The following is an 18,441-nucleotide window of genomic DNA, read 5'->3' as shown; positions in this document are numbered from 1 at the left end:
TCGAAACCGTGATGATCTTCGCGCTGGGTTTCCTGGCGGCGAGCCTGTGCGGCTTGCTACTGCTCCCGGCGCTTAACGCGCGTGCCGCGCGTCTGGCACGGCGACGCGCCGAGGCCCGGCTGCCGCTGTCGCCGGCTGAGATCGCAGCGGAGCGTGACTTTCTGCGCGCGCAGTTCGCCGTGCAGCAGCGGCGCCTGGAACGTCGGGTCGAGACCGTGCAGGCCAAGCGCCACGAGGATCTCGCTGCGATCGGCGCCGGTGCGATGCGGGCCGCCGCCCTCGCCCGCGACGTGGCCGCGCGCGATGCCGAGATCGCGCAAGCGCAGGCTAAGACCCGGGAACTCGAGACCGAGCTGACCAGCGCCCGCGAGGACGGCACCGCGAGCTTCGCCACGCTGCGTGCCCTTGAGGAGGCGCATGCGGACCTCCTCGACAGCCTCCTGGCGGTTCGGCAGGGCCGAGGCGCCGATCAGCCGCAGAGTGAGAAGTCGGCCCTGACGGCTGAGCGCGACGATCTGCGTGCCAGCTTGAAGGCGGCCGAGGAGGCCCTCGCGCAGACTCTTGCGGACCGCCAGAGCGGCTTCGAGGGCGAGAACGCCGATCTCCGCAGGCGGATCACTGAGGTCGCCGACGCCCTAACCGGTTCGAACCGGATGCCCAAGGCGGCGTTTCCCGCTCCGCAGCCCGAGCGCGTCTGACCGAGCCGCAATGGCTGATTGTCACTCAGAAACGTTTGCGGATTGCCTTGTTTCGACCATGCAAAGGCATCATCGCAACCGGGATTGATCCCGACATTCCTGACTCCGAGAGATGGTACGTATCCTCATGCGCCTGAAGCCAATCCTTCTCGCCGTCGCGGCGGCCTCCGCCCTGACGCTTCCGGCCGCGGCGCAGCAGTCGAAGCGCGGCAACGAGACCCTCAAGAAGTACTGCACCGGGGATTATCTCACCTATTGCGGCAACCTGGCCCCAGACGATCCGGCCACCGATGCCTGCTTCCAGAAAAACTGGAAGAAGCTCAGCGAGAATTGCCGCCGGGCGATCGACGCCTACGAGGCCCAGCAGCAGCAGGACGCCCCCGCCAAGGGCAAGCAGGGCGCCCAGGGCACCAAGGAGCGGCGCGGCTGAGGCAAGACCCGGACGCGTGTGGCGGCGCCGCGCTCGCGCCGGCGCCCGGCAACCGGTAAGCTAACGCTCCCGCCGGCCATCGAGCGCCGGCGCCGAGCCCGTCGGACCCGCGCGCGATGCTGTCGTCTCCCGCCCTGAAGCTCCTTGCCGTGTCCGGCCTCGTCGCCCTGGCAGTCTCCGCCTGCGGACGGCGGGGCGCTCTCGAGCCGCCCCAGACGGCGGCGCCGACGCCGACGGCCCAGGCGGGATCCGACGCGGTCAACGGCCGCCGGACCCTGCCGGTCTCGGTCGGCCTCGGCGGCGGTGCGGAAGAGCCGACAGCGGCTGGCGTGCGGTCCGGGGACGAACTTTCCATCGCGGCGGTTCCGCCGGGTGGCACCGGGGCGCCGATCGATTCCAGCCGCGGCGCGAAGCGCGGTTACCGGGTCCCTAAGGAGCCTTTCATTCTCGATCCGCTGCTGTAGACGGCTTCTGCCGGAGCCCCGCCCCGCACCCGTCGATGGGTGCCCGCCGGCAGGCGGCCGGGATGTTTCACGGGAAACACCCCGCGCTCCGGCATGCTGGAGAGACTCGGCCGAGATGCACCATTTCCACTATCGCGAAGGCCGCCTGCAGGCCGAGGACGTCGACCTGACGGGCCTCGCCGCGGAGGTCGGCACGCCGTTCTACTGTTACAGCAGCGCCACCCTGGAGCGGCACTACCGCGTGTTCGCCCAGGCCTTCGCGGGCGACGACGCGCTGGTCTGCTTCGCCATGAAGGCGAATTCGAATCAGGCCGTGCTGCGGACCCTCGCGGCCCAGGGCGCCGGCATGGACATCGTCTCCGGCGGCGAGCTGCATCGGGCGCTCGCGGCCGGGGTCGATCCGGCCAAGATCGTGTTCTCCGGCGTCGGCAAGACCCGGGACGAGATGGTGGCCGCGCTCCAAGCCGGGATCTTCTGCTTCAACGTCGAGAGCGAGCCGGAACTGGCCCAGCTCTCCGAGACGGCCGTGGGCCTCGGCCTGACCGCCCCCGTCTCGGTGCGGGTCAACCCGGACGTGGATGCCGGCACCCACGCCAAGATCTCCACCGGCAAGTACGAGAACAAGTTCGGCATCCCGATCACCCGGGCGCCGGCGGTCTACGCCGCGGCCGCGACCCTGCCGGGCATCGCGATCCACGGCGTCGACATGCATATCGGCAGCCAGATCACCGACCTCGCGCCCTTCGCCAGCGCGGCACGGCTGCTCGCCGACCTCGCCCGGCAACTCCTGGCGGCGGGCCATCCCCTGCGCCACATCGATTTCGGCGGCGGCCTCGGCATCCCGTACCGCGACGACAACGCCCCACCGCCCGACCCCGCCGCCCTGGCCGCGACCCTGCGGCCGCATTTCGCTCCGCTCGGCCTGCGCCCGGTCTTCGAGATCGGCCGGATGATTTGCGGCAATGCCGGGATCCTGGTGACCCGGGTGCTGTACGTGAAGCACTCCGAGGGGCGCACCTTCGTGATCGTCGACGCCGCGATGAACGACCTGATCCGCCCGACCCTGTACGAGGCCTATCACGGCCTGCGCCCGGTGGCCGAGCCGGGGCCGGACACGCCCCGCATCGTCGCCGACGTGGTCGGCCCGGTCTGCGAGACCGGCGACTATCTCGCCCTCAACCGCGAGATGCCGGCGGTGAAGGCCGGCGACCTGATCGCCGTGATGAGTGCCGGCGCCTACGGGGCGGTCCAGGCTTGCACCTACAACACCCGCGCCCTGGTGCCGGAGGTGCTGGTGCGCGGCGACCAAGCGGCCGTGGTGCGGCCGCGGGTCAGCGTGGAGGCGCTGATCGCCCTCGACCGGATGCCGGACTGGCTGGCGTGACCGACGCTCCCATGGGCTCGACGGCCCCGCGGGCGGGCGCCGCGCCGCTACCGCTGTCGATCTTCATCATCGCCCGCAACGAGGCGGATCGGATCGGCGCGACGATCCGGGCGGTACGCGACCTAACCGACGACCTCTTGGTGGTCGATTCGGGCTCCACGGACGGAACCCAGGCGCTCGCGGCTTCGCTCGGCGCCCGGATGATTCACAATCCCTGGCCGGGCTACGGCCCTCAGAAGCGCTTCGCCGAGGAGCAGTGCCGGCACGTCTGGCTCCTGAACCTCGACGCCGACGAGGTCGTCCCCGCCGACCTCGCCGCCGAAATCCGCGCCCTGTTCACCGCCGGCGAGCCGCGCCGGCCGGCCTGGCGAATCGGCATCGCGGAAGTCTTCCCCGGCGAGGGCCGGCCTCATCCCTGGGCCTACAAGCTCACGCCGGTGCGGCTCTACCGCAAGGACCGGGGGCGCTACGCCCCCTCCCCGGTCCACGACCGCGTCGCCCTGGAGCCCGGGGTCAAGCCCGGCCGCCTCCGGGGCGTCATCCACCATTTCTCGGTGCGCTCGCTGGGCGACCAGCTGGACAAGCTGAACCGCTATTCCGACCAGCAGGCGGACGACCTCGAAGCCCGCGGCGTGGTGATCCCCACTTGGCGCGTCTTCGTCGAGCTGCCGGGCAATTTCCTCAAGGCCTATCTCGGCCGACGCCACGTCTTGCGCGGCACCTACGGCTTCCTGACGGCCATGAACTACGCCATGTCGCGCCATCTGCGCATCGCCAAGCACTACGAACGCCGCCGCCGCACAACGACCGGCCCGGATCGGGTTGACCCGCCCGGTCCGACCTTCTAGAGCCAGAGCGCCGGAGACGTGGCCGAGCGGCTGAAGGCACTCGTTTGCTAAATGAGCATACCCCGAAAGGGGTATCGAGGGTTCGAATCCCTCCGTCTCCGCCATTTACCTCATACCGCCGTAAGTCCTTGTCACCGCTCAGCGGCGACTTGCGTCGAATGAGGATATGACCCCGATTTGTCCCCGGGGATCCAGGTGTGGATAAGCCTAGCCTGCAGGTCAGCCGCCCCTCCCGGGGCACGCAGCGGGCTTGGCGGATGCGTCGGGTGATTTGTGTGCCCTGCCGCCCCGCAGCCTTCCGGCGCCGCCTGGCAAAGGAGCAGCGTCCGTAACGCGTGAGCCTTGGCGTTATATCTCGATTGTCGACCCGTCTTCGCTTGTCAGCCAAGATGCCCTGAAGGGTTTTTCGGGCTCCTTTGCCCGTGAAGCCTGGGCCACCTTCCATGCGTCGGAAGGAGCAGGACATGACGCCCAAGGAGATCATCGACCGGCTGGCAGCGATGCCGCCTCCCCCACAAGGGGTCCACCACGTCCCGCCCGTCGAGCTTGTCGCGATGGTGACCAGGATGGGCCGGAGCCTGCGGCAATGGAAGAAAGAGACCCTCGCGGACTTCGCACGGGTCTCGCTGTCGACCGTCGAGCGGGTGGAGCGGGCCGAGCCGGTCGGAGCCGAAAGCCTCGACAGGATCGCCCAGGCGCTCGGTTACGAGCGTGGCGCCTTCACTGAGCCGCGCATTCCCATTCCGCGAGAGGAGGCCGCAGCCCAATTCGTCGAAGAGATGGGCCATCTCGAACCGGTCGCGGTCAGCCCATTCGAGACCCACCGCCAGGTTCGCATGGTCGCCGCATCGCAGGCGCTCCTGATTCACCGTCCGGAGCTGGGGCCGGCCTACGACGCACAGGTCGAGGGACTGACGGAGTGGATGGACGTCGCCTCGATGGTGATGGGGCCGCATGCCATCGGCTGTGGCGAGCCCGACCGGCGGCGTGACCTGTGCAACGACCTGCTCGCCGCGGTCGCCGAGTTCCGACATCGCGGGGTAACCGTCCTTGTCGGCGTCATGGACGCTCCCCTTCCCGGCATGCCTAACTGGAAGGTTGCCATCATCACGCTCACACCGAAGCTGTCCGATCCGGGCGCACCTAAAAGGCGCACGATCCTTGTCGACAAACGATCGGTGCAGCCAGGTCCCGGGTACCTCCCACACCTCGCATGAAATCGCAGGCGGCAGTCGCTCGTCTCCTGTTCGACACACGCCAAAGGACCAAGCCTGGGGCGAGCCTCCCTGCACCTCAAAATCTTGCAAATCTCAATTTGCAAGATTATGTATCGGTGCGTGGAGAGAGTGATGACCAACCCCCTCATCGGACTGCGCCTGAAGGCGCTGCGCGACGAGCACAACCTCAGTCAGGAGGGCGTGGCCGAGATCCTCGGCATCGCCGACCGCCAGACCATCTCGTACATCGAGAGCGGTGAGCGTCAGGCCAAGCCGGAAGAGCTGGTTGCGCTGATCGACCGATTCGAACTCGATCCCGACTATTTCACCGACCCCTTCCGGCTTGTCGGCGAGGGGGCCTTTAGTTGGCGGCAGCTCGACTGCTCACCGACGGCCCTCACCGCCTACCAGCAGCGGGCAGGCCGGTGGCTCGCCGCCTATCGCTCCCTCAGCTCGATGGATGAGCGACCGGGGCCTTCGGAGCGCCGCAGCCTCCGGCTCTGGGAACGGTCAACCTTCGAGCAGGCGATGGCCGAGGGCGAGCGCATAACCCTAGCCTACAAGATGGGCGACGTTCCCGCACGCCGGCTGCCGCAGGTCATGGAGGAGGATTTCGGCATCCTCGTGCTCATGGTCGATATGGAGGACGGGATCTCTGGTGCGGCATGCCGCCTGCCGGAGCTGGACGCTGTCCTAGTAAACCGCAGAGACAACGGGCGGCGGCGCAACTTCGACCTTGCGCACGAATTCTTTCACATCCTGACTTGGGATACGATGCCACCTAAGCCCGTCGAGCGTGCCAGCATGAAGGGCGGCGGCCGCGTCGAGTTGCTGGCCAACAACTTCGCCGCAGCGCTCCTGATGCCGCAACGGCTCCTTGCGCGCTACGGTGAGTGGCGAGATCTCGGAAACGCCGAACGTTCGACCCGACTGCGTGCGGTCGCCGACCACTTCCAAGTCTCGACGCAGGCGTTGCACTGGCGCCTTGTCGCGTTGCGGCTTCTCAGTGCCACAGCCCGTCATCTCGAAGTCGTGCCCTCCGAGGCTCCCGCCAACTATGAAAAGCCGCCGCTTTTCTCCCGGAACTTTGCGCGGACCATCGCCGAAGCCATCGAACGAGGTCGCCTGTCGGTCGGAAAGGCCGTGAAACTGTTCGAACAGTCCCGCGATGAGCTGAGGGCGCTCTTTGCCGCCCACGGCGTCCCGGCGCCGGTCACAATCTGAACCCGGGGCGGCGAGATGGTGTCCCGGGGACAGATCATCCTGATGGACAACAACGCCATCTCTGCCTGCCACGACCTGGGAGGATGGAAGGCGCTCGCCAGCGGCTTCCAATTGGAGACCGTGGAAGAAGTCGCGAGCGAGGCCGGTACAGGTTACCAGCATCGGGAGATCATTGACCCCGCCGAGTTCAGGGAGGTCGTCGCCGTGCACGCAGTCAGCCGGCACGACCGCCTGGCTTGCCAATCTCGGTACGCCGACCTTGGCATGCTCGACGACGGGGAACGAGACCTTTGGGTTCATGCGACGGGTCGCTCGGATGCGTGGATGCTGTGTGGGCCAGACATAGCCAGCATCCGTTTCGGAGTCCGCGCTGGCTACACCGATAGGCTGGTCTCGCTGGAAGAACTCCTGATGAAGATCGGCTACCCAATCAAAGGTGGGCTACGGGAGCATTTTACGAGGAAATGGCTGCAGGCTAGGATCGACGAGTTTTCTCTCGAACTGGCATTCGAGCGGGCGAGAACGGAGGCAAAGCCAGCACCGGCTGGTAAGCGGGGCGGAGCTGCGAAGAGCCGACGATAAGTCCTCAGCTCGTCTTGGCGCGTGCTGACCGGAGCGCCTCCATGGGAAGTATGTTTCGCTGATCCACAGGTAGATCTCCGCATGGCCATCTCTGATTTCGAATTACGCAAACCGAGGGATTGGCAGGCTTTCGAACGCGCGATGCTTGTCCTGTTGAGGCACGAACTCGGCGACGCTGGCACCCAGCTCAACGGTCGCTCCGGTCAGGCGCAGAGCGGCGTCGACATCTCCGGTCAACGTACCTCAGACAGCAGACGCGTCGGGATGCAGTGCAAGCGACATGACCGAAGCCTCACGGAGAGGCAATTGCGCGACGAGGTAGAGCTGGCACTTACATTCAGACCGCGGCTTGACGAATTCATCCTCGCGACCACCGCTGAGAAAGATGTTGCCATCGAGAAGGCTGCCAGGCTGATAACAAAGGAGTTGCGGCGGACCTCGCACCCCATGACGGTGAGCGTGTGGAGCTGGGGCGATATCGAGCAGCGGGCTGCACCTTTCCCGGCCGCAATCAAAGCCTTTGACCCAACTTGGACCTCCTTCGCCGAACAGACGCAGCTAGAAAACAGGAAGGGTTTTCGACGCTTGGGGGATAAGCTCGATAAACTTAGTCCTGTGTTGAAGTACGGGCATGCGAACCCACAAGATGTTCGATTGCTTCAGAGTTTCAGGGATCTGGTCTCGCCTGACGCAATGAGGTTTCTCGCGCAAGCCAACTTCCGCTTCCCCGTATTGCTCTGCGGCATGGTGCCGTTTAATAACATCTCGGAGAACTGGCTCGGCGCGCACTACGAGTTCGTAGACCCGGAGATGCAGCGTGCCTTCGGGCCAGTGATGTCGGCGATGCACGAGTTCGTCGAGCTTGTCGGCAGCCGTATCTTTTCCATGGATGAGAACCCCAACTACGGCTCACCGGTTACAAGTTGGGACCTTGCGTCGGGCACCGCTAGAGACAGGCGGGAGGGCGCCAGCATTATCAACGATACGGCTCACGTCCTTTGGCGGGCGGTCGATAAGCTTGAGCGTTTGGCAAGGTCGAAGGGTCTCTAGGCTGGCTTGCCCAGTGGCCGTCTACCGTTTCGACTTGAGCACTGATGCGTGTTGCTTCAACGCCGTGGTCATCTCGTTCCGAGCCTTCTCCTCGTCACCGCCGCAGGCTTCCAGGAGGGCGTTCCAGGCATTGTCGACGGGCCTGGGCGCCTTGCCCTTCGCCTTCGGCTTCGCAGTCTCACGCCGGAGGACATCCAACGGGTCTTCTGGATCCGCGAGGCTGAGGTCATCCCGGGTTGGATCGGCCAATTCCGTCAACACGCGTTTCGCGAGCGGTCGGAAGGCATCGAAATCGATGTCCGCCACGAAGGTGATGACGTCTTGGTCGTTCACGTTCCAGACGCGGATCCCAGAGAACCTCCCGCCTCGTTCGAGCGGCAGGACGTTGAAGTGCGCGATGCTGTGACGGAGGAGGCGCGGCAGGTTCGCGATGGAGCTCGGATCGACGCGTTCAGTTAGCCCGTCTGCCCCCGTGAGTTCGATCAGCTTGCCGTCCGGGGTGCCCTTAGGATGCTGGACGGTCAGGACCTGATCGAGCCGCCCGTACTCGCTCAGGAGCTTACCGAGGGCTTCAGCCGAGCGCTCATGCGGGAAGACGATGACCCCGATGAGGGAGATCAAGAGCTGTGTGTCCGCGTAGGGCGGGTCTTCTTGGGCTGCCGGGGACAATAAGGCGTGCTCCTCGACATGGTCGAGGTTCGCCAGGATACGCGCGGCGAGGACCTTGAGGAGGGGACCTCTTGGATAGCCCATTTTCGAACTCCTCGATCGTAAGGCCGCGTGATCAGCAAAGGCTCAACGTTCAGACGTCCGGGGCGAGCGCCTATGAAAATTTCGCCTCATCAGCCACCTGAAAACCAGGCACCTTCAGTTTGGAACGAGTTTGGTGATTTACGGTCAGAAGTGATGCAATGCCTGCAATTCCATGCATCGCGGAAGCCTCGATTGATACGCCAATCTCGCACTTGCATCAGGAGGCAAGCGCCAGCAAAATCAGCCACTTACCAATTCCCAGTCGAGCGAGATCAGGGTTTTTCTGTCTCATCCTCTGAGCGGCAGCAGGAAGTGTCCACCTACGAGGCCCGGCCCGAGATCTTCCTGCGCGAGTTGCGCGATGTCTTGGCCGCGCGTGGCGTGACGGCCAGCACGAGCGGGCTGTCGCGCTTCTTCGCCCGCCATGGCATCAGCCGTAAAAAGGGGCTGTCTACGCGGTTGAGCAGGAGCGGGCGGATGTGAAAGCCGAGCGCCAAGCCTGGTTCGATGCCATGCCCGCTCTCGACCCCGACACGCTGGTCTTCCTCGACGAGACCGCGGCCGCCACCAACATGGCTCGCTGCTACGGACGCGCGCCCCGCGGCGAACGCTGCCGGCTGCTCGTGCCGCAGGGGCATTACAAGACCACGACCGTTACCGCGGCGCTGCGCACCACCGGCCTGTGCGCGCTCAGCCTCATGGATGGCGCCACGAACGGCCAGCGCTTACGGAGTTACGTCGCCGACAACCTCGTCCCGGTGCTGCAAGCCGGCGTCACCGTGATCCTCGACAACCTGCAGGCCCACAAGGTCGCTGGCGTGCGCGAGGCGATCGAGGCGGTGGGGGCCCGGGTCCTCTGGCTTTGGGATTGCCCCGTTTCTGTGGACGGTTCAGGGGGCTTGGTCGAATAGCATCTCAGGTGACGGGTCTGATTGGGTTGCCTGGTCGTAGACGACGGGCGAGCGGTATCCGAGCGCCGAGTGCCGGCGGAGTGGGCTATAGAAGCCCTCGATGTAGCTGAAGCAGGCCATTCGGGCCTCGGCCCGCGAGCGGAAGCGGCGGCGGGCGAGCAACTCGCATTCGAGGGTCGAGAAGAAGCTTTCGGCCATGGCGTTGTCGTAGGCATCGCCGACCGAACCCATCGAGGGTCGCACGCCCGCCTCCTAGCAGCGGCTGCCGAAGGCCAGCGACGTGTATTGCGATCCCTGGTCCGAGTGGTGGATCACGTCGCGAGGCCTGCGCCGGGTGACAGCCATCTCCAGGGCGTCCAGGACAAGCTCTGACCGCAGGCGGTTGGCCATGGCCCACCCGACGATCCGGCGGCTGAAGGCGTCGAGCACGATGGCGAGGTAGAGGAAGCCCGCAGCAGTCGGCACGTAGGTGATATCCGCTACCCAGAGCCGATTCGGGGCAGCGGCGGCGAAGTTGCGGTCGACCAGATCGGGAGCTGGGCGCGCTTCTCGATCACGCCGCGTCGTGACGGGGCCACCGCGCCGATGGCAGGCTCCAACGAGACCAGCATCGCGCATCAGCCGGGCGATGCGTTTACGGGAGTGCCGCTCGCGCAGGTCGGCGTGGACGCGTGGCGCGCCATAGGTCTCGTGCGAGCCGAGATGGACGGTGCGGATGCGCTTGAGCAGGGCTGCGTCCGCTATCCGACGCGCCGAGGGCTGCCGGCCAGCCCAGGCATAGTATCCCGCCTTCGACACGCCGAGCATGCGTGCCATGGCAGCGATCGGGAAGTCGGCCTGGTTCGCTTTCATGAACCGGAAGACCCCGACTGCAGAACCCCGGTCTCCCAAGCAAACCAGGCTGTCGCGCGCGAGAGGATATCGCGCTCCAGCTTCAGCTGCCGGTTCTCACGCCGCAGCCGGACGAGTTCATCGCGCTCGACCGCTGTCAGGCCGGGGTCGGCAGGCGGTGGCTTTGCATCACGCCGTCCTTCGCTGCGGTTGACCTAGGCCACCTAGTTGCGGATGCCCTGTGCGGAGGGCTCGAACTCGCGAGCCAAGTCGTTCGGATCACGGCCTGCGCGGACCAGCTCGACCATCTGTCGGCGGAACTCGGCGGGGTATGGGGGCGGCTCTTGGGCATTGGACAAACACCTCACGCGAAAGCGTTCTCGATGTCCACCAAACCGGGGCAATCCTAGTATCCCGTAAGCGGACCTTCGTGCGCCGCTGCGAGCCATTCACGTTAGGATCGTGAACAGGCCAAGGGTGCAACCGCTAAGCTTACCTCCGGCTGACCGAGTGCACTTCGACCTATGCCGGGCTCGAATAGTTCAGATGTACGCTGAGGCGAGGGCCGGCGAGCCTTCGAGGGCGTGGGCGAGCACTTCCAGTCCGTGCGTGATCTGTTGCCGGGTGGAGGGGCCGCCCAGACAGAGGCGGACCGCCTCCGGCGGTGTCCCCGCGACGCAAAAAGGGTCGCTGGCGATGACGCCGAGCCCGGCCGACCGACCTTGGCTGGCGAAGGCCGAGCGCGTCCAGCCCTCCGGCAGCGTGATCCAGACGTGGAAGGCATGCGGATCAGCGGTGTAGGTCGCGGCGGGAAGCATCGCAGTGGCGATGCGCTGGCGCGCGGCCGATTCCTCGCGAACGAACTGCACGATGGCCTCCGCCGTGCCATCCATGATCCAGCGCGTCGCCAATGCCGTCGCGATCGGCGAGGCCATGACCGTGGCGGCGCGCAAGGCGCCGCCCAGCGGCAGGGCGGACCTAGCGCTCGGGGCGACCAGGAAGGCGAGCCGAAGTCCGGCACCGAGGCACTTGGCGAGCCCCGCCACGTAGTAGGTAATCTCCGGCGCGAGTTCCGCAAAACTCGGCGGCGGGGTCGGGCAGATGCGGGCGTAGGCGTCATCCTCGATGATGGTGACGGCGTATCGCCGCGCAACCGCGATCACGGCCTCGCGCCGCGTCCTGGGCAGTGTCGCGGTGGTGGGGTTCTGCAGCAACGGATTCAGGTAGATGGCCTTCGGGGCGACCTTTGTGCAGGCGGCGGCGAAAGCATCAGGATCGACGCCGTACCGGTCCATGGGCAGATCGACGAGGCGCAGGCGCAAATGCGCCGCGAGCGCGCGGATGCCGGGATAGGTGATCCGCTCGGCGCAGATCGTGTCGCCCGGCCGGGCCACCTGCCCCAGGATGCTGAACAGGGCGCTGTGCGCCCCCGGGCAGATCAGCAGACGCTCGCGGGACGTGACGACCCCGCGGCCTTTCAGCCAGCGCAGAGCCGCCTCCTTGTCCTCCTCGGTCCCGCCGAAGCCCTGGTAGCGCAACAGGTTGGTGAGATTGCCGGACAGGTCCACGAACGCGGCTTGCATGCGGGCTTGCAGGGCCGGCGCGTCGGGCTCGGGGGGCAGGTTCATGGTCAAATCGACCGGGCCGATCCGACGCGCGGGCGCAACAGCAGTCGAACGGGGCGGGCGAGCCGGATCGACCACGAAGGTCCCCTGCCCGACGCGTCCCTCGATCAGTCCGCGCTTATGGGCCTCGACGTAGCCGCGTGAAACCGTCGTGAAGTTCAGATCGAGCGCCTCGGCGAGGGCGCGCTGGGTCGGGAGGCGCGTTCCCGCTGTGAGGCGCCCCGTCCGGATGTCGTCGGCCAAGGCCTCCGCAATCGCCAGGTAGTGAGGCTTGCCCCACCGCTTCAGATCCGGCGTCCAGGCCCCGGTCCCTCCGGTCTGCGGTTTCGGTCGTTCGTCTCGCTCAGGCGAAGTCATGCGTGGCGGCCTAGATCATGATGCGATCAATGCTTCATTGTATGGCTTGCAATAGTCGTACCGCGGTCACGCGCCGACTGGGTCCTCGGTTTTATCCATACAATGCTGACAATAACCGATCCGCGATTGTGCATGCGCTGTCGACTATGCGCCCAAGAAACGCTTGATAAATAGGCGCACGGCGCGCCGCCTGATATTTGAGCCGCCAGCATTGATCGCATTATTGTATGAATATCGCTTTGGCGCCTTGTATGGCTGGTTGATCGACATCCTCTGGCACACCGCTTGCCATGTAGGGATTGAGACCGCTCGAAGTTCAGTCTTCCGCGGTCAATCCACCGAGGAGAGAGATCAATGCCTGCTGTGAACCGCGAGCCTCACAAGAAGGGCGACTTCCTGGTCGATTACGAGGAGAAGGTCTTCGAGGACGTCAAGGCCGAGCCGGGCCAGAAGGCTCTGGTCACCTTCCATACCGTCGCGTTCGAGGGCTCCATCGGCCTCGTGAACCTGCTCCAGGCCACGCGCCTGCAGCGCAAGGGCTTCGAGACCTCCATCCTTCTCTACGGCCCGGGCATCACGCTGGGCGTCCAGCGCGGCTTCCCCCGGCTCGGCGACGAGGCCTTTCCGGGTCACCTCAACTTCAACAACCAGCTCGAGAAGTTCATGGCCGAGGGTGGCAAGGTCTATGCCTGCCGGTTCTCGACCCAGGCCCTCTACGGCCACGGGGAGGCCGCCTTCATCGAGGGCATCCGCATGATCAACCCTCTCGACGTCCTCGACTGCATCCTCCTGCACAAGCGCGACAACGCGGTGATCATCGACACCTGGACCGTCTGACCGGCCCTCTGGCTTCCAGTCCGGGACGTCGCATCCGGCGGCCGCGCGCGACGTGGCCGCCGTTCACAGCCGGAGGATCTCCCATGTCAGACAGCCGGATCGTGCGGGCCGCCGCCGTCCAGATCGCGCCCGACCTCGACCGGCCGGAGGGCACTCTGGAGCGGGTGCTCAATGCCATCGATGAGGCCGCCGCCAAGGGCGCGCGCTTCATGGTCTTTCCCGAGACCTTCGTCCCCTATTACCCCTACTTCTCCTTCGTGCTGCCGCCGGCGATGCAGGGCGCCGAGCACCTGCGCCTCTACGAGCGGGCCGTGATGGTGCCGGGACCCGTGACCCAGGCGGTCTCCGCAACCGCACGCCGTCACGGGGCGGTCATCGTGCTCGGGGTCAACGAGCGCGACCATGGCTCGCTCTACAACGCGCAGCTGGTCTTCGACGCCGACGGGAGCCTCAAGCTCAAGCGCCGCAAGATCACGCCGACCTATCATGAGCGCATGATCTGGGGTCAGGGCGACGGCGCCGGCCTTACCGTGGTCGACACGGCGGTGGGGCGCGTCGGCGCGCTGGCCTGCTGGGAGCACTACAATCCGCTCGCCCGCTACGCCCTGATGGCGCGCCACGAGGAGATCCACGCCGCGCAGTTCCCGGGCTCCCTCGTGGGTCAGATCTTCGCCGACCAGATGGAGGTGACGATCCGCCATCACGCCCTGGAGGCGGCCTGCTTCGTGGTCAACGCCACGGGCTGGCTCACCGAAGAGCAGGTGGCGCAGGTCTGCCCGGACGAACGCCTGCGCGGCGCCTGCCGCGGCGGCAACTGCACCGCCATCGTCTCGCCGGAAGGCAAGCACCTCGCGGAGCCGCTGGGCGCCGGCGAGGGCATCCTGATCGCCGACATGGACCTGGCGCTGGTGACCAAGCGCAAGCGGATGATGGACTCGGTCGGGCACTACGCCCGGCCCGAACTCCTCAGCCTGCTCCACGACGACCGCCCGGCCTCGTTCGTGCACCAGCCGATCCGTTCCCAGACCGATTTCCGGAGCCTCGACCATGAGCAGCAGCCCGCTTCCGACGAGCCTTCCCACGTTCCCGCCGGTGGTGGCGGGCCTGGTCGGGATGCCGACGGAGCGCCTGATCAACGCATTGCAGTCCTACGGCGTTAGGCTCGCCGACAGCCGCGCCGGGGCACCGAGCCGCCGCGGCGGGGCCGGTCCGTCGGACCACAAGGCCATGACCATCGCGGGCCGGACCGTGATGGTGCCGGTCCACACCGAGGCCGCCTTCGATTCGCCCTTTCTGGTCCGCCGCCCGGACGACAACGGGGTCTCGGTGATCGAACATGACGGCGTGGTGATCGGGCAGGCGACCTTCCCGGGCAAGCCGCGCTTCTACGCGCTCTCGACCTTCGACGGCGTGCCGTATTCGAAGATCGCCGTTCTGCACGGGCGGGACGTGCTCGCCACCACCGTGCTCCAGACCTGTATCCGCTACGCGAGCCGTACGAAGACCTGTCAGTTCTGCTCGATCGGCCAATCGCTCGCCGCCGGTCGCACGGTCGCGCACAAGACGCCCGAACAGCTTGCCGAGGTCGCCCGCGCAGCCGTGCTCCTCGACGGCGTCAAGCACATGGTCATGACGACCGGCACGCCGAACGCGACCGACCGGGGCGCTGCCGTGCTCTGCGAGAGCGCCTTCGCCGTCAAGGCCGCGGTCGACCTGCCGATCCAGGCGCAGTGCGAGCCGCCGGATGACGACCGCTGGTTCGAGCGGATGAAAGCGTCGGGCATCGATGCCCTCGGCATGCATCTGGAGGCCGTCACGCCCGAGGTCCGGGCCCGGATCATGCCCGGCAAGGCCAGCGTGCCGCTTGAGCGGTACTACGCGGCCTTCGAGGCCGCCGTTCCCGTCTTCGGGCGGGGCCAGGTCTCGACCTACATCCTGGCCGGGCTGGGCGACACGCCGGAGGCGATCCTGGCGATGGCCGAGCGCCTGATCGGGATGGGCGTCTACCCGTTCGTGGTGCCGTTCGTGCCGATCTCGGGCACGCCACTGGAGAGCCATCCGGCGCCCGGCCCCGATCTCATGCACGGCATCCTCAAACCCCTCGCGGACATGCTGGTCGGCGCGGATCTTCGCTCGACCGACATCAAGGCCGGATGCGGGCGCTGCGGCGCCTGCTCGGCGCTCTCCACCTACGAGCGCGCGGGGGCGGTCTCATGATCTTCGAGCCCGTACCAGCCTATTGGCCGAGCCACTTCCGCATCAAGTTCGCCACGAGTTCCTGGGAGCGGAACGCCTGCGCGGCCCTGCGCCGCCAGGTCTTCTGCACGGAGCAGCGCATCTTCAGCGGGGACGACCGGGACGCTGTCGACGCGCATGCGATCCCGATCTGTGCCCTCTCGACGCTCGGCGGCGACGCCGACGCGGTCGTCGGCACCGTCCGCATCCACGAAGCGTCAGAGCGTGCCGGCGCATGGTGGGGGTCCCGTTTGGCGGTCGCCGGACCGTTCCGCGGCACCGCTGCCCTGGGAGCTGGGCTCATCCAGGTCGCGGTGTCCTCGGCCCATGCCCGGGGCTGCACACGGTTCCTGGCCCACGTGCAGGATCGGAATGTTCCGTTGTTCCAGGCCCTGCACTGGACGAGCCTCGAGCAAGTCGCCCTGCACGGGCGGCCGCATCACCTGATGCAAGCGGACCTCGCGGCCTACCCGCCGATGCACGACCCCGAACACGGGCTCGTCACATTCCGCAAGGCAGCGTGATGTCGGCGGGCTTCGACATCCAGTTTCTGGCCGGTCAGATCCGCGACGCGCGCGGGGTCGCACACAAGCGCGACATCGATGCCGTGGTCGAGCGGCTCGGGCTGAACAGCCGGCACGCCGCGGTACCGGTCGGCGACGATTGTGCCGCCATACCGGATGGCGACGGACACCTGCTGTTCGCCATCGAGGGCTTCCTCGACAGCTTCGTCGCGGCCGATCCGTACTTCGCTGGCTATTGCGGCATCATGGTCAACCTCAGCGACATCGCCGCCATGGGTGGGCGCCCGCTCGCGGTGGTCGACGCGCTGTGGAGCCGGGATGCCGCGGCGGCGGATCCGATCCTGGCAGGCCTGTCCGACGCAGCGGCGCTCTACGGCGTCCCGATCGTCGGCGGTCACACCAACACGCGCGCTGAAGCCGGCAACCTCGCGGTCGCCGTGCTCGGCCGCGCTGGCCCAAGGCTGCTCACGAGCTTCGACGCAGCACCCGGCGATGATCTCGTCGCGGCGATCGACCTGCGCGGACGCTTCCGCGACCCATACCCGTACTGGGACGCCTCGACCGGGACGGCGGGCGCGCGCCTGCGCGGTGATCTCGCGCTGCTGCCGGGCTTGGCGGATAGCGGGCTGTGCCGGGCGGCCAAGGATATCAGCATGGCGGGCGTCGTCGGCACCGCCCTGATGCTGCTGGAATGCTCGCATGTCGGCGGCGTCATAGACCTCGACGCGATCCCGCGACCCGCCGGCATCCCGCTCGACCGCTGGCTCACCGCCTTCCCGAGCTTCGGCTACCTTCTGAGCGTGCGCCCGGACTGCACGCCGGACGTCCTCGCACGGTTTACAGAACGAGACATCGCGGTCGCCACGGTCGGTAAGCTCGATGCAAGCCGGGTCGCCCGGGTGCGCGACGCCTCCGGCGAAGAGGCCGTGGTCTGGGACTTCACGGTCAGCCCGCTGATCGGCTGTGGCCAGGACGGCATGGGTGCCGTCCGATGACGACTCTGCGCATCGCCGTCCTGACCCACTCCACCAATCCACGGGGCGGCGTCGCGCACTGCCTCGCCCTGGCCGAAGCCCTGTGCGCGCTCGGGCATGAGGCGGTGGTCCACGCGCCGGATCCGTCCGGGCGCGGCTTCTTTCGCGCGGCCGCCTGCCCGACGGTCTCGGTGGCCGCAAAGCCGGTGGCTGGTACGACGGTCGACCTCGTGCGGGCTCGCATCGACGATTACCTGCGCCACTTCGCGTCGCCCGCCGCCTGCGACTTCGACGTCTTTCACGCCCATTGCGGCATCGGCGGCAACGCGCTCGCGACGCTGAAACACCGCCGCTTGATCCCCGGTTTCGTGCGCACGGTCCACCACGTCGACAGCTTCTCCGACCCGGTGCTGGCGGACTGGCAGGATCGCTCCATTCGTGAGGCCACGCGCCTGCTCTGTGTCAGCCGTACCTGGGCCGACCGGATCGAGACCGATCGCGGTACGGAGATCGGCGTCGTCGGGAACGGCGTGGACCTGGCGATCTACCGAGAGGCGCCGACCGATGCCGACCTGATCGTGAGGGAGCGCTGGGGCCTCGGTGTCGGGCCGGTCGTTCTGAGCGTCGGCGGATTCGAGGCGCGTAAGAACACAGCCGGGATCATCGAGGCTTTCGCGCTCCTGCGCCGACGCCATCGCCAAGCGCAGCTCGTGATTGTCGGCGGCGCATCGCTCCTCGACCACGCCGCCTACGGCGCCCGATGTCGCGCCGCTCTGCGAGCACATGGGCTTGCGATCGGACGCGGCGAGGCGGTGATCGAGACCGGGCCCGTATTGCAAGAGGAGATGCCGGCCTTCTATCGCAGGGCGGCCGTCCTCGCCTTTCCATCCTGGACGGAGGGTTTCGGGCTCTGCGTCCTGGAGGCCATGGCCTGCGGCACCCCGGCAATCGTCTCTCGTCTGCCGCCCTTCACCGAGTACCTCCGGAGCGACGACGCCCTCTTCGTCGATCCCGGCGATGCCCGTGACATCGCCGACGCCATGACGGCCGCCCTGGCGCCGATGACGCGCGCGAGGCTTCGTGCTGCCGGCTTGACCCGGGCCGCCGCTCACGCCTGGCGCGCCTGCGCCGAGCGTCACCTCGATACCTACGCGGCCTGCGCCCGCGTCGAACGGGAGCCGATCCATGCCTGAGATGCACTTCCACATCCGCTGGCCCGATGGCCGGCGCGAGGCCTGCTACTCGCCCTCCCTCGTCGTGAAGGATTTCCTCGCGGTCGGCGAGAGCTACGCCCTCGACGACTTCGTCGAGAAGACCCGCACGGCCCTCACCATCGCGAGTGAGCGGGTGCGCGAGAAATACGGCTTCGCGTGCGCGTCGGCGATGGCCCAACTCGCCCGGATCGAGACCGCAGCGAAGCGGCAGGACCCCGGGGGCCTCGTCACGGTCGAGACCTTCGAGTCCTGAACCCGGCGCCTCCCCTCGAACCATCGCGGA

18 protein-coding genes, 1 tRNA gene and 2 pseudogenes are annotated in these 18,441 nt (G+C 67.1%); 18 read left to right on the top strand and 3 right to left on the bottom strand.

Annotated elements, in window-relative coordinates; genetic code table 11:
* Nucleotides 1-11: 11 nt before the first annotated feature.
* The 10 genes from AO398_RS06895 to AO398_RS06850 all read left to right on the top strand — a co-directional run bounded on the left by AO398_RS06895 (nucleotide 12) and on the right by AO398_RS06850 (nucleotide 7,897).
* Nucleotides 12-698 carry a hypothetical protein gene (locus tag AO398_RS06895; RefSeq protein WP_058191275.1) on the top strand — a complete coding sequence of 229 codons (687 nt, stop codon included), beginning with the start codon at nucleotides 12-14 and terminating at the stop codon, nucleotides 696-698.
* Nucleotides 699-825: 127 nt separating this feature from the next.
* The gene (locus tag AO398_RS06890; protein ID WP_058191274.1) at nucleotides 826-1,128 is read left to right on the top strand and encodes a hypothetical protein; all 303 of its coding nucleotides are present in this window, start codon (nucleotides 826-828) and stop codon (nucleotides 1,126-1,128) included.
* A 116-nt stretch (nucleotides 1,129-1,244) separates the two neighbouring features.
* Entirely contained in the window at nucleotides 1,245-1,592 is a 348-nt protein-coding gene (locus tag AO398_RS06885; protein WP_082643161.1) for a lipoprotein, read from the top strand.
* Between the two features lie 115 nt (nucleotides 1,593-1,707).
* Nucleotides 1,708-2,976, top strand: coding sequence for a diaminopimelate decarboxylase (lysA, locus tag AO398_RS06880; protein ID WP_058191273.1), 1,269 nt, complete (start codon nucleotides 1,708-1,710; stop codon nucleotides 2,974-2,976).
* Nucleotides 2,977-2,987: 11 nt separating this feature from the next.
* Nucleotides 2,988-3,824 carry a glycosyltransferase family 2 protein gene (locus AO398_RS06875; protein WP_058191272.1) on the top strand — a complete coding sequence of 279 codons (837 nt, stop codon included), beginning with the start codon at nucleotides 2,988-2,990 and terminating at the stop codon, nucleotides 3,822-3,824.
* 12 nt (nucleotides 3,825-3,836) lie between these two features.
* A tRNA-Ser gene (locus AO398_RS06870) sits at nucleotides 3,837-3,928 on the top strand.
* Nucleotides 3,929-4,288: 360 nt separating this feature from the next.
* A complete protein-coding gene (locus AO398_RS06865) occupies nucleotides 4,289-5,041 on the top strand; it encodes a helix-turn-helix transcriptional regulator (protein ID WP_152997444.1) in 753 nt (250 codons plus the stop codon).
* 132 nt (nucleotides 5,042-5,173) lie between these two features.
* Nucleotides 5,174-6,265 (top strand): XRE family transcriptional regulator, encoded by a 1,092-nt coding sequence (locus AO398_RS06860; RefSeq protein ID WP_058191270.1) that lies wholly within the window; start codon nucleotides 5,174-5,176, stop codon nucleotides 6,263-6,265.
* Between the two features lie 42 nt (nucleotides 6,266-6,307).
* Nucleotides 6,308-6,847 (top strand): hypothetical protein, encoded by a 540-nt coding sequence (locus AO398_RS06855; protein ID WP_152997443.1) that lies wholly within the window; start codon nucleotides 6,308-6,310, stop codon nucleotides 6,845-6,847.
* An 81-nt stretch (nucleotides 6,848-6,928) separates the two neighbouring features.
* Entirely contained in the window at nucleotides 6,929-7,897 is a 969-nt protein-coding gene (locus AO398_RS06850; RefSeq protein ID WP_058191268.1) for a restriction endonuclease, read from the top strand.
* 21 nt (nucleotides 7,898-7,918) lie between these two features.
* Here AO398_RS06850 and AO398_RS06845 read toward each other — a convergent pair whose 3' ends face one another.
* The gene (locus AO398_RS06845) at nucleotides 7,919-8,650 is read right to left on the bottom strand and encodes a HEPN family nuclease (RefSeq protein ID WP_058191267.1); all 732 of its coding nucleotides are present in this window, start codon (nucleotides 8,648-8,650) and stop codon (nucleotides 7,919-7,921) included.
* Between the two features lie 312 nt (nucleotides 8,651-8,962).
* On the opposite strand from AO398_RS06845, the pseudogene AO398_RS06835 reads away from it, so the two are divergent.
* Nucleotides 8,963-9,510, top strand: a pseudogene (locus tag AO398_RS06835) (IS630 family transposase); the annotation flags it as partial.
* Nucleotides 9,511-9,540: 30 nt separating this feature from the next.
* Here the strand turns inward: AO398_RS06835 and AO398_RS06830 are convergent.
* Both AO398_RS06830 and AO398_RS06825 read right to left on the bottom strand, forming a co-directional pair.
* Nucleotides 9,541-10,700, bottom strand: a pseudogene (locus AO398_RS06830) (IS3 family transposase).
* A gap of 234 nt (nucleotides 10,701-10,934) precedes the next feature.
* Nucleotides 10,935-12,374, bottom strand: coding sequence for a PLP-dependent aminotransferase family protein (locus AO398_RS06825; RefSeq protein WP_058191265.1), 1,440 nt, complete (start codon nucleotides 12,372-12,374; stop codon nucleotides 10,935-10,937).
* A gap of 354 nt (nucleotides 12,375-12,728) precedes the next feature.
* On the opposite strand from AO398_RS06825, the gene AO398_RS06820 reads away from it, so the two are divergent.
* The 7 genes from AO398_RS06820 (at nucleotide 12,729) to AO398_RS06790 (ending at nucleotide 18,411) form a co-directional block, all read left to right on the top strand.
* Nucleotides 12,729-13,211: an MSMEG_0572/Sll0783 family nitrogen starvation response protein gene (locus tag AO398_RS06820; RefSeq protein ID WP_058191264.1), complete on the top strand. Its 483-nt coding sequence runs from the start codon at nucleotides 12,729-12,731 to the stop codon at nucleotides 13,209-13,211.
* Nucleotides 13,212-13,294: 83 nt separating this feature from the next.
* Complete coding sequence (locus AO398_RS06815) at nucleotides 13,295-14,371, top strand: Nit6803 family nitrilase (protein WP_058191263.1); 1,077 nt, start codon at nucleotides 13,295-13,297, stop codon at nucleotides 14,369-14,371.
* Nucleotides 14,325-15,428 (top strand): MSMEG_0568 family radical SAM protein, encoded by a 1,104-nt coding sequence (locus tag AO398_RS06810; RefSeq protein ID WP_058191318.1) that lies wholly within the window; start codon nucleotides 14,325-14,327, stop codon nucleotides 15,426-15,428. Before AO398_RS06815 ends, AO398_RS06810 begins: the two co-directional genes overlap by 47 nt.
* Complete coding sequence (locus AO398_RS06805) at nucleotides 15,425-15,970, top strand: MSMEG_0567/Sll0786 family nitrogen starvation N-acetyltransferase (protein ID WP_058191317.1); 546 nt, start codon at nucleotides 15,425-15,427, stop codon at nucleotides 15,968-15,970. Before AO398_RS06810 ends, AO398_RS06805 begins: the two co-directional genes overlap by 4 nt.
* Nucleotides 15,970-16,965 (top strand): sll0787 family AIR synthase-like protein, encoded by a 996-nt coding sequence (locus tag AO398_RS06800; protein WP_058191262.1) that lies wholly within the window; start codon nucleotides 15,970-15,972, stop codon nucleotides 16,963-16,965. Before AO398_RS06805 ends, AO398_RS06800 begins: the two co-directional genes overlap by 1 nt.
* Nucleotides 16,962-18,137 carry an MSMEG_0565 family glycosyltransferase gene (locus tag AO398_RS06795; protein ID WP_058191261.1) on the top strand — a complete coding sequence of 392 codons (1,176 nt, stop codon included), beginning with the start codon at nucleotides 16,962-16,964 and terminating at the stop codon, nucleotides 18,135-18,137. Before AO398_RS06800 ends, AO398_RS06795 begins: the two co-directional genes overlap by 4 nt.
* Nucleotides 18,130-18,411 (top strand): MSMEG_0570 family nitrogen starvation response protein, encoded by a 282-nt coding sequence (locus AO398_RS06790; protein ID WP_058191260.1) that lies wholly within the window; start codon nucleotides 18,130-18,132, stop codon nucleotides 18,409-18,411. The genes AO398_RS06795 and AO398_RS06790 overlap by 8 nt, the downstream gene beginning before the upstream one ends.
* The last annotated feature ends 30 nt before the right edge of the window (nucleotides 18,412-18,441 follow it).

The sequence above is a fragment of the Methylobacterium sp. GXS13 genome, assembly GCF_001455965.1.
Lineage (GTDB): Bacteria > Pseudomonadota > Alphaproteobacteria > Rhizobiales > Beijerinckiaceae > Methylobacterium.
This window is presented reverse-complemented; position numbering and strand designations above follow the sequence as displayed.

Excerpts from the sequence above, each read along its gene's own strand:
- AO398_RS06805 (WP_058191317.1), top strand. The coding sequence starts at position 15,425 with ATGATCTTCGAGCCCGTACCAGCCTATTGGCCGAGCCACTTCCGCATC.
- AO398_RS06885 (WP_082643161.1), top strand. The coding sequence starts at position 1,245 with ATGCTGTCGTCTCCCGCCCTGAAGCTCCTTGCCGTGTCCGGCCTCGTC.
- AO398_RS06790 (WP_058191260.1), top strand. The coding sequence starts at position 18,130 with ATGCCTGAGATGCACTTCCACATCCGCTGGCCCGATGGCCGGCGCGAG.
- AO398_RS06820 (WP_058191264.1), top strand. The coding sequence starts at position 12,729 with ATGCCTGCTGTGAACCGCGAGCCTCACAAGAAGGGCGACTTCCTGGTC.
- AO398_RS06795 (WP_058191261.1), top strand. The coding sequence starts at position 16,962 with ATGACGACTCTGCGCATCGCCGTCCTGACCCACTCCACCAATCCACGG.
- AO398_RS06845 (WP_058191267.1), bottom strand. The coding sequence starts at position 8,650 with ATGGGCTATCCAAGAGGTCCCCTCCTCAAGGTCCTCGCCGCGCGTATC.
- AO398_RS06865 (WP_152997444.1), top strand. The coding sequence starts at position 4,289 with ATGACGCCCAAGGAGATCATCGACCGGCTGGCAGCGATGCCGCCTCCC.
- AO398_RS06860 (WP_058191270.1), top strand. The coding sequence starts at position 5,174 with ATGACCAACCCCCTCATCGGACTGCGCCTGAAGGCGCTGCGCGACGAG.
- lysA (WP_058191273.1), top strand. The coding sequence starts at position 1,708 with ATGCACCATTTCCACTATCGCGAAGGCCGCCTGCAGGCCGAGGACGTC.
- AO398_RS06855 (WP_152997443.1), top strand. The coding sequence starts at position 6,308 with ATGGACAACAACGCCATCTCTGCCTGCCACGACCTGGGAGGATGGAAG.
- AO398_RS06800 (WP_058191262.1), top strand. The coding sequence starts at position 15,970 with ATGTCGGCGGGCTTCGACATCCAGTTTCTGGCCGGTCAGATCCGCGAC.
- AO398_RS06890 (WP_058191274.1), top strand. The coding sequence starts at position 826 with ATGCGCCTGAAGCCAATCCTTCTCGCCGTCGCGGCGGCCTCCGCCCTG.
- AO398_RS06895 (WP_058191275.1), top strand. The coding sequence starts at position 12 with ATGATCTTCGCGCTGGGTTTCCTGGCGGCGAGCCTGTGCGGCTTGCTA.
- AO398_RS06810 (WP_058191318.1), top strand. The coding sequence starts at position 14,325 with ATGCCGACGGAGCGCCTGATCAACGCATTGCAGTCCTACGGCGTTAGG.
- AO398_RS06875 (WP_058191272.1), top strand. The coding sequence starts at position 2,988 with ATGGGCTCGACGGCCCCGCGGGCGGGCGCCGCGCCGCTACCGCTGTCG.
- AO398_RS06825 (WP_058191265.1), bottom strand. The coding sequence starts at position 12,374 with ATGACTTCGCCTGAGCGAGACGAACGACCGAAACCGCAGACCGGAGGG.
- AO398_RS06850 (WP_058191268.1), top strand. The coding sequence starts at position 6,929 with ATGGCCATCTCTGATTTCGAATTACGCAAACCGAGGGATTGGCAGGCT.
- AO398_RS06815 (WP_058191263.1), top strand. The coding sequence starts at position 13,295 with ATGTCAGACAGCCGGATCGTGCGGGCCGCCGCCGTCCAGATCGCGCCC.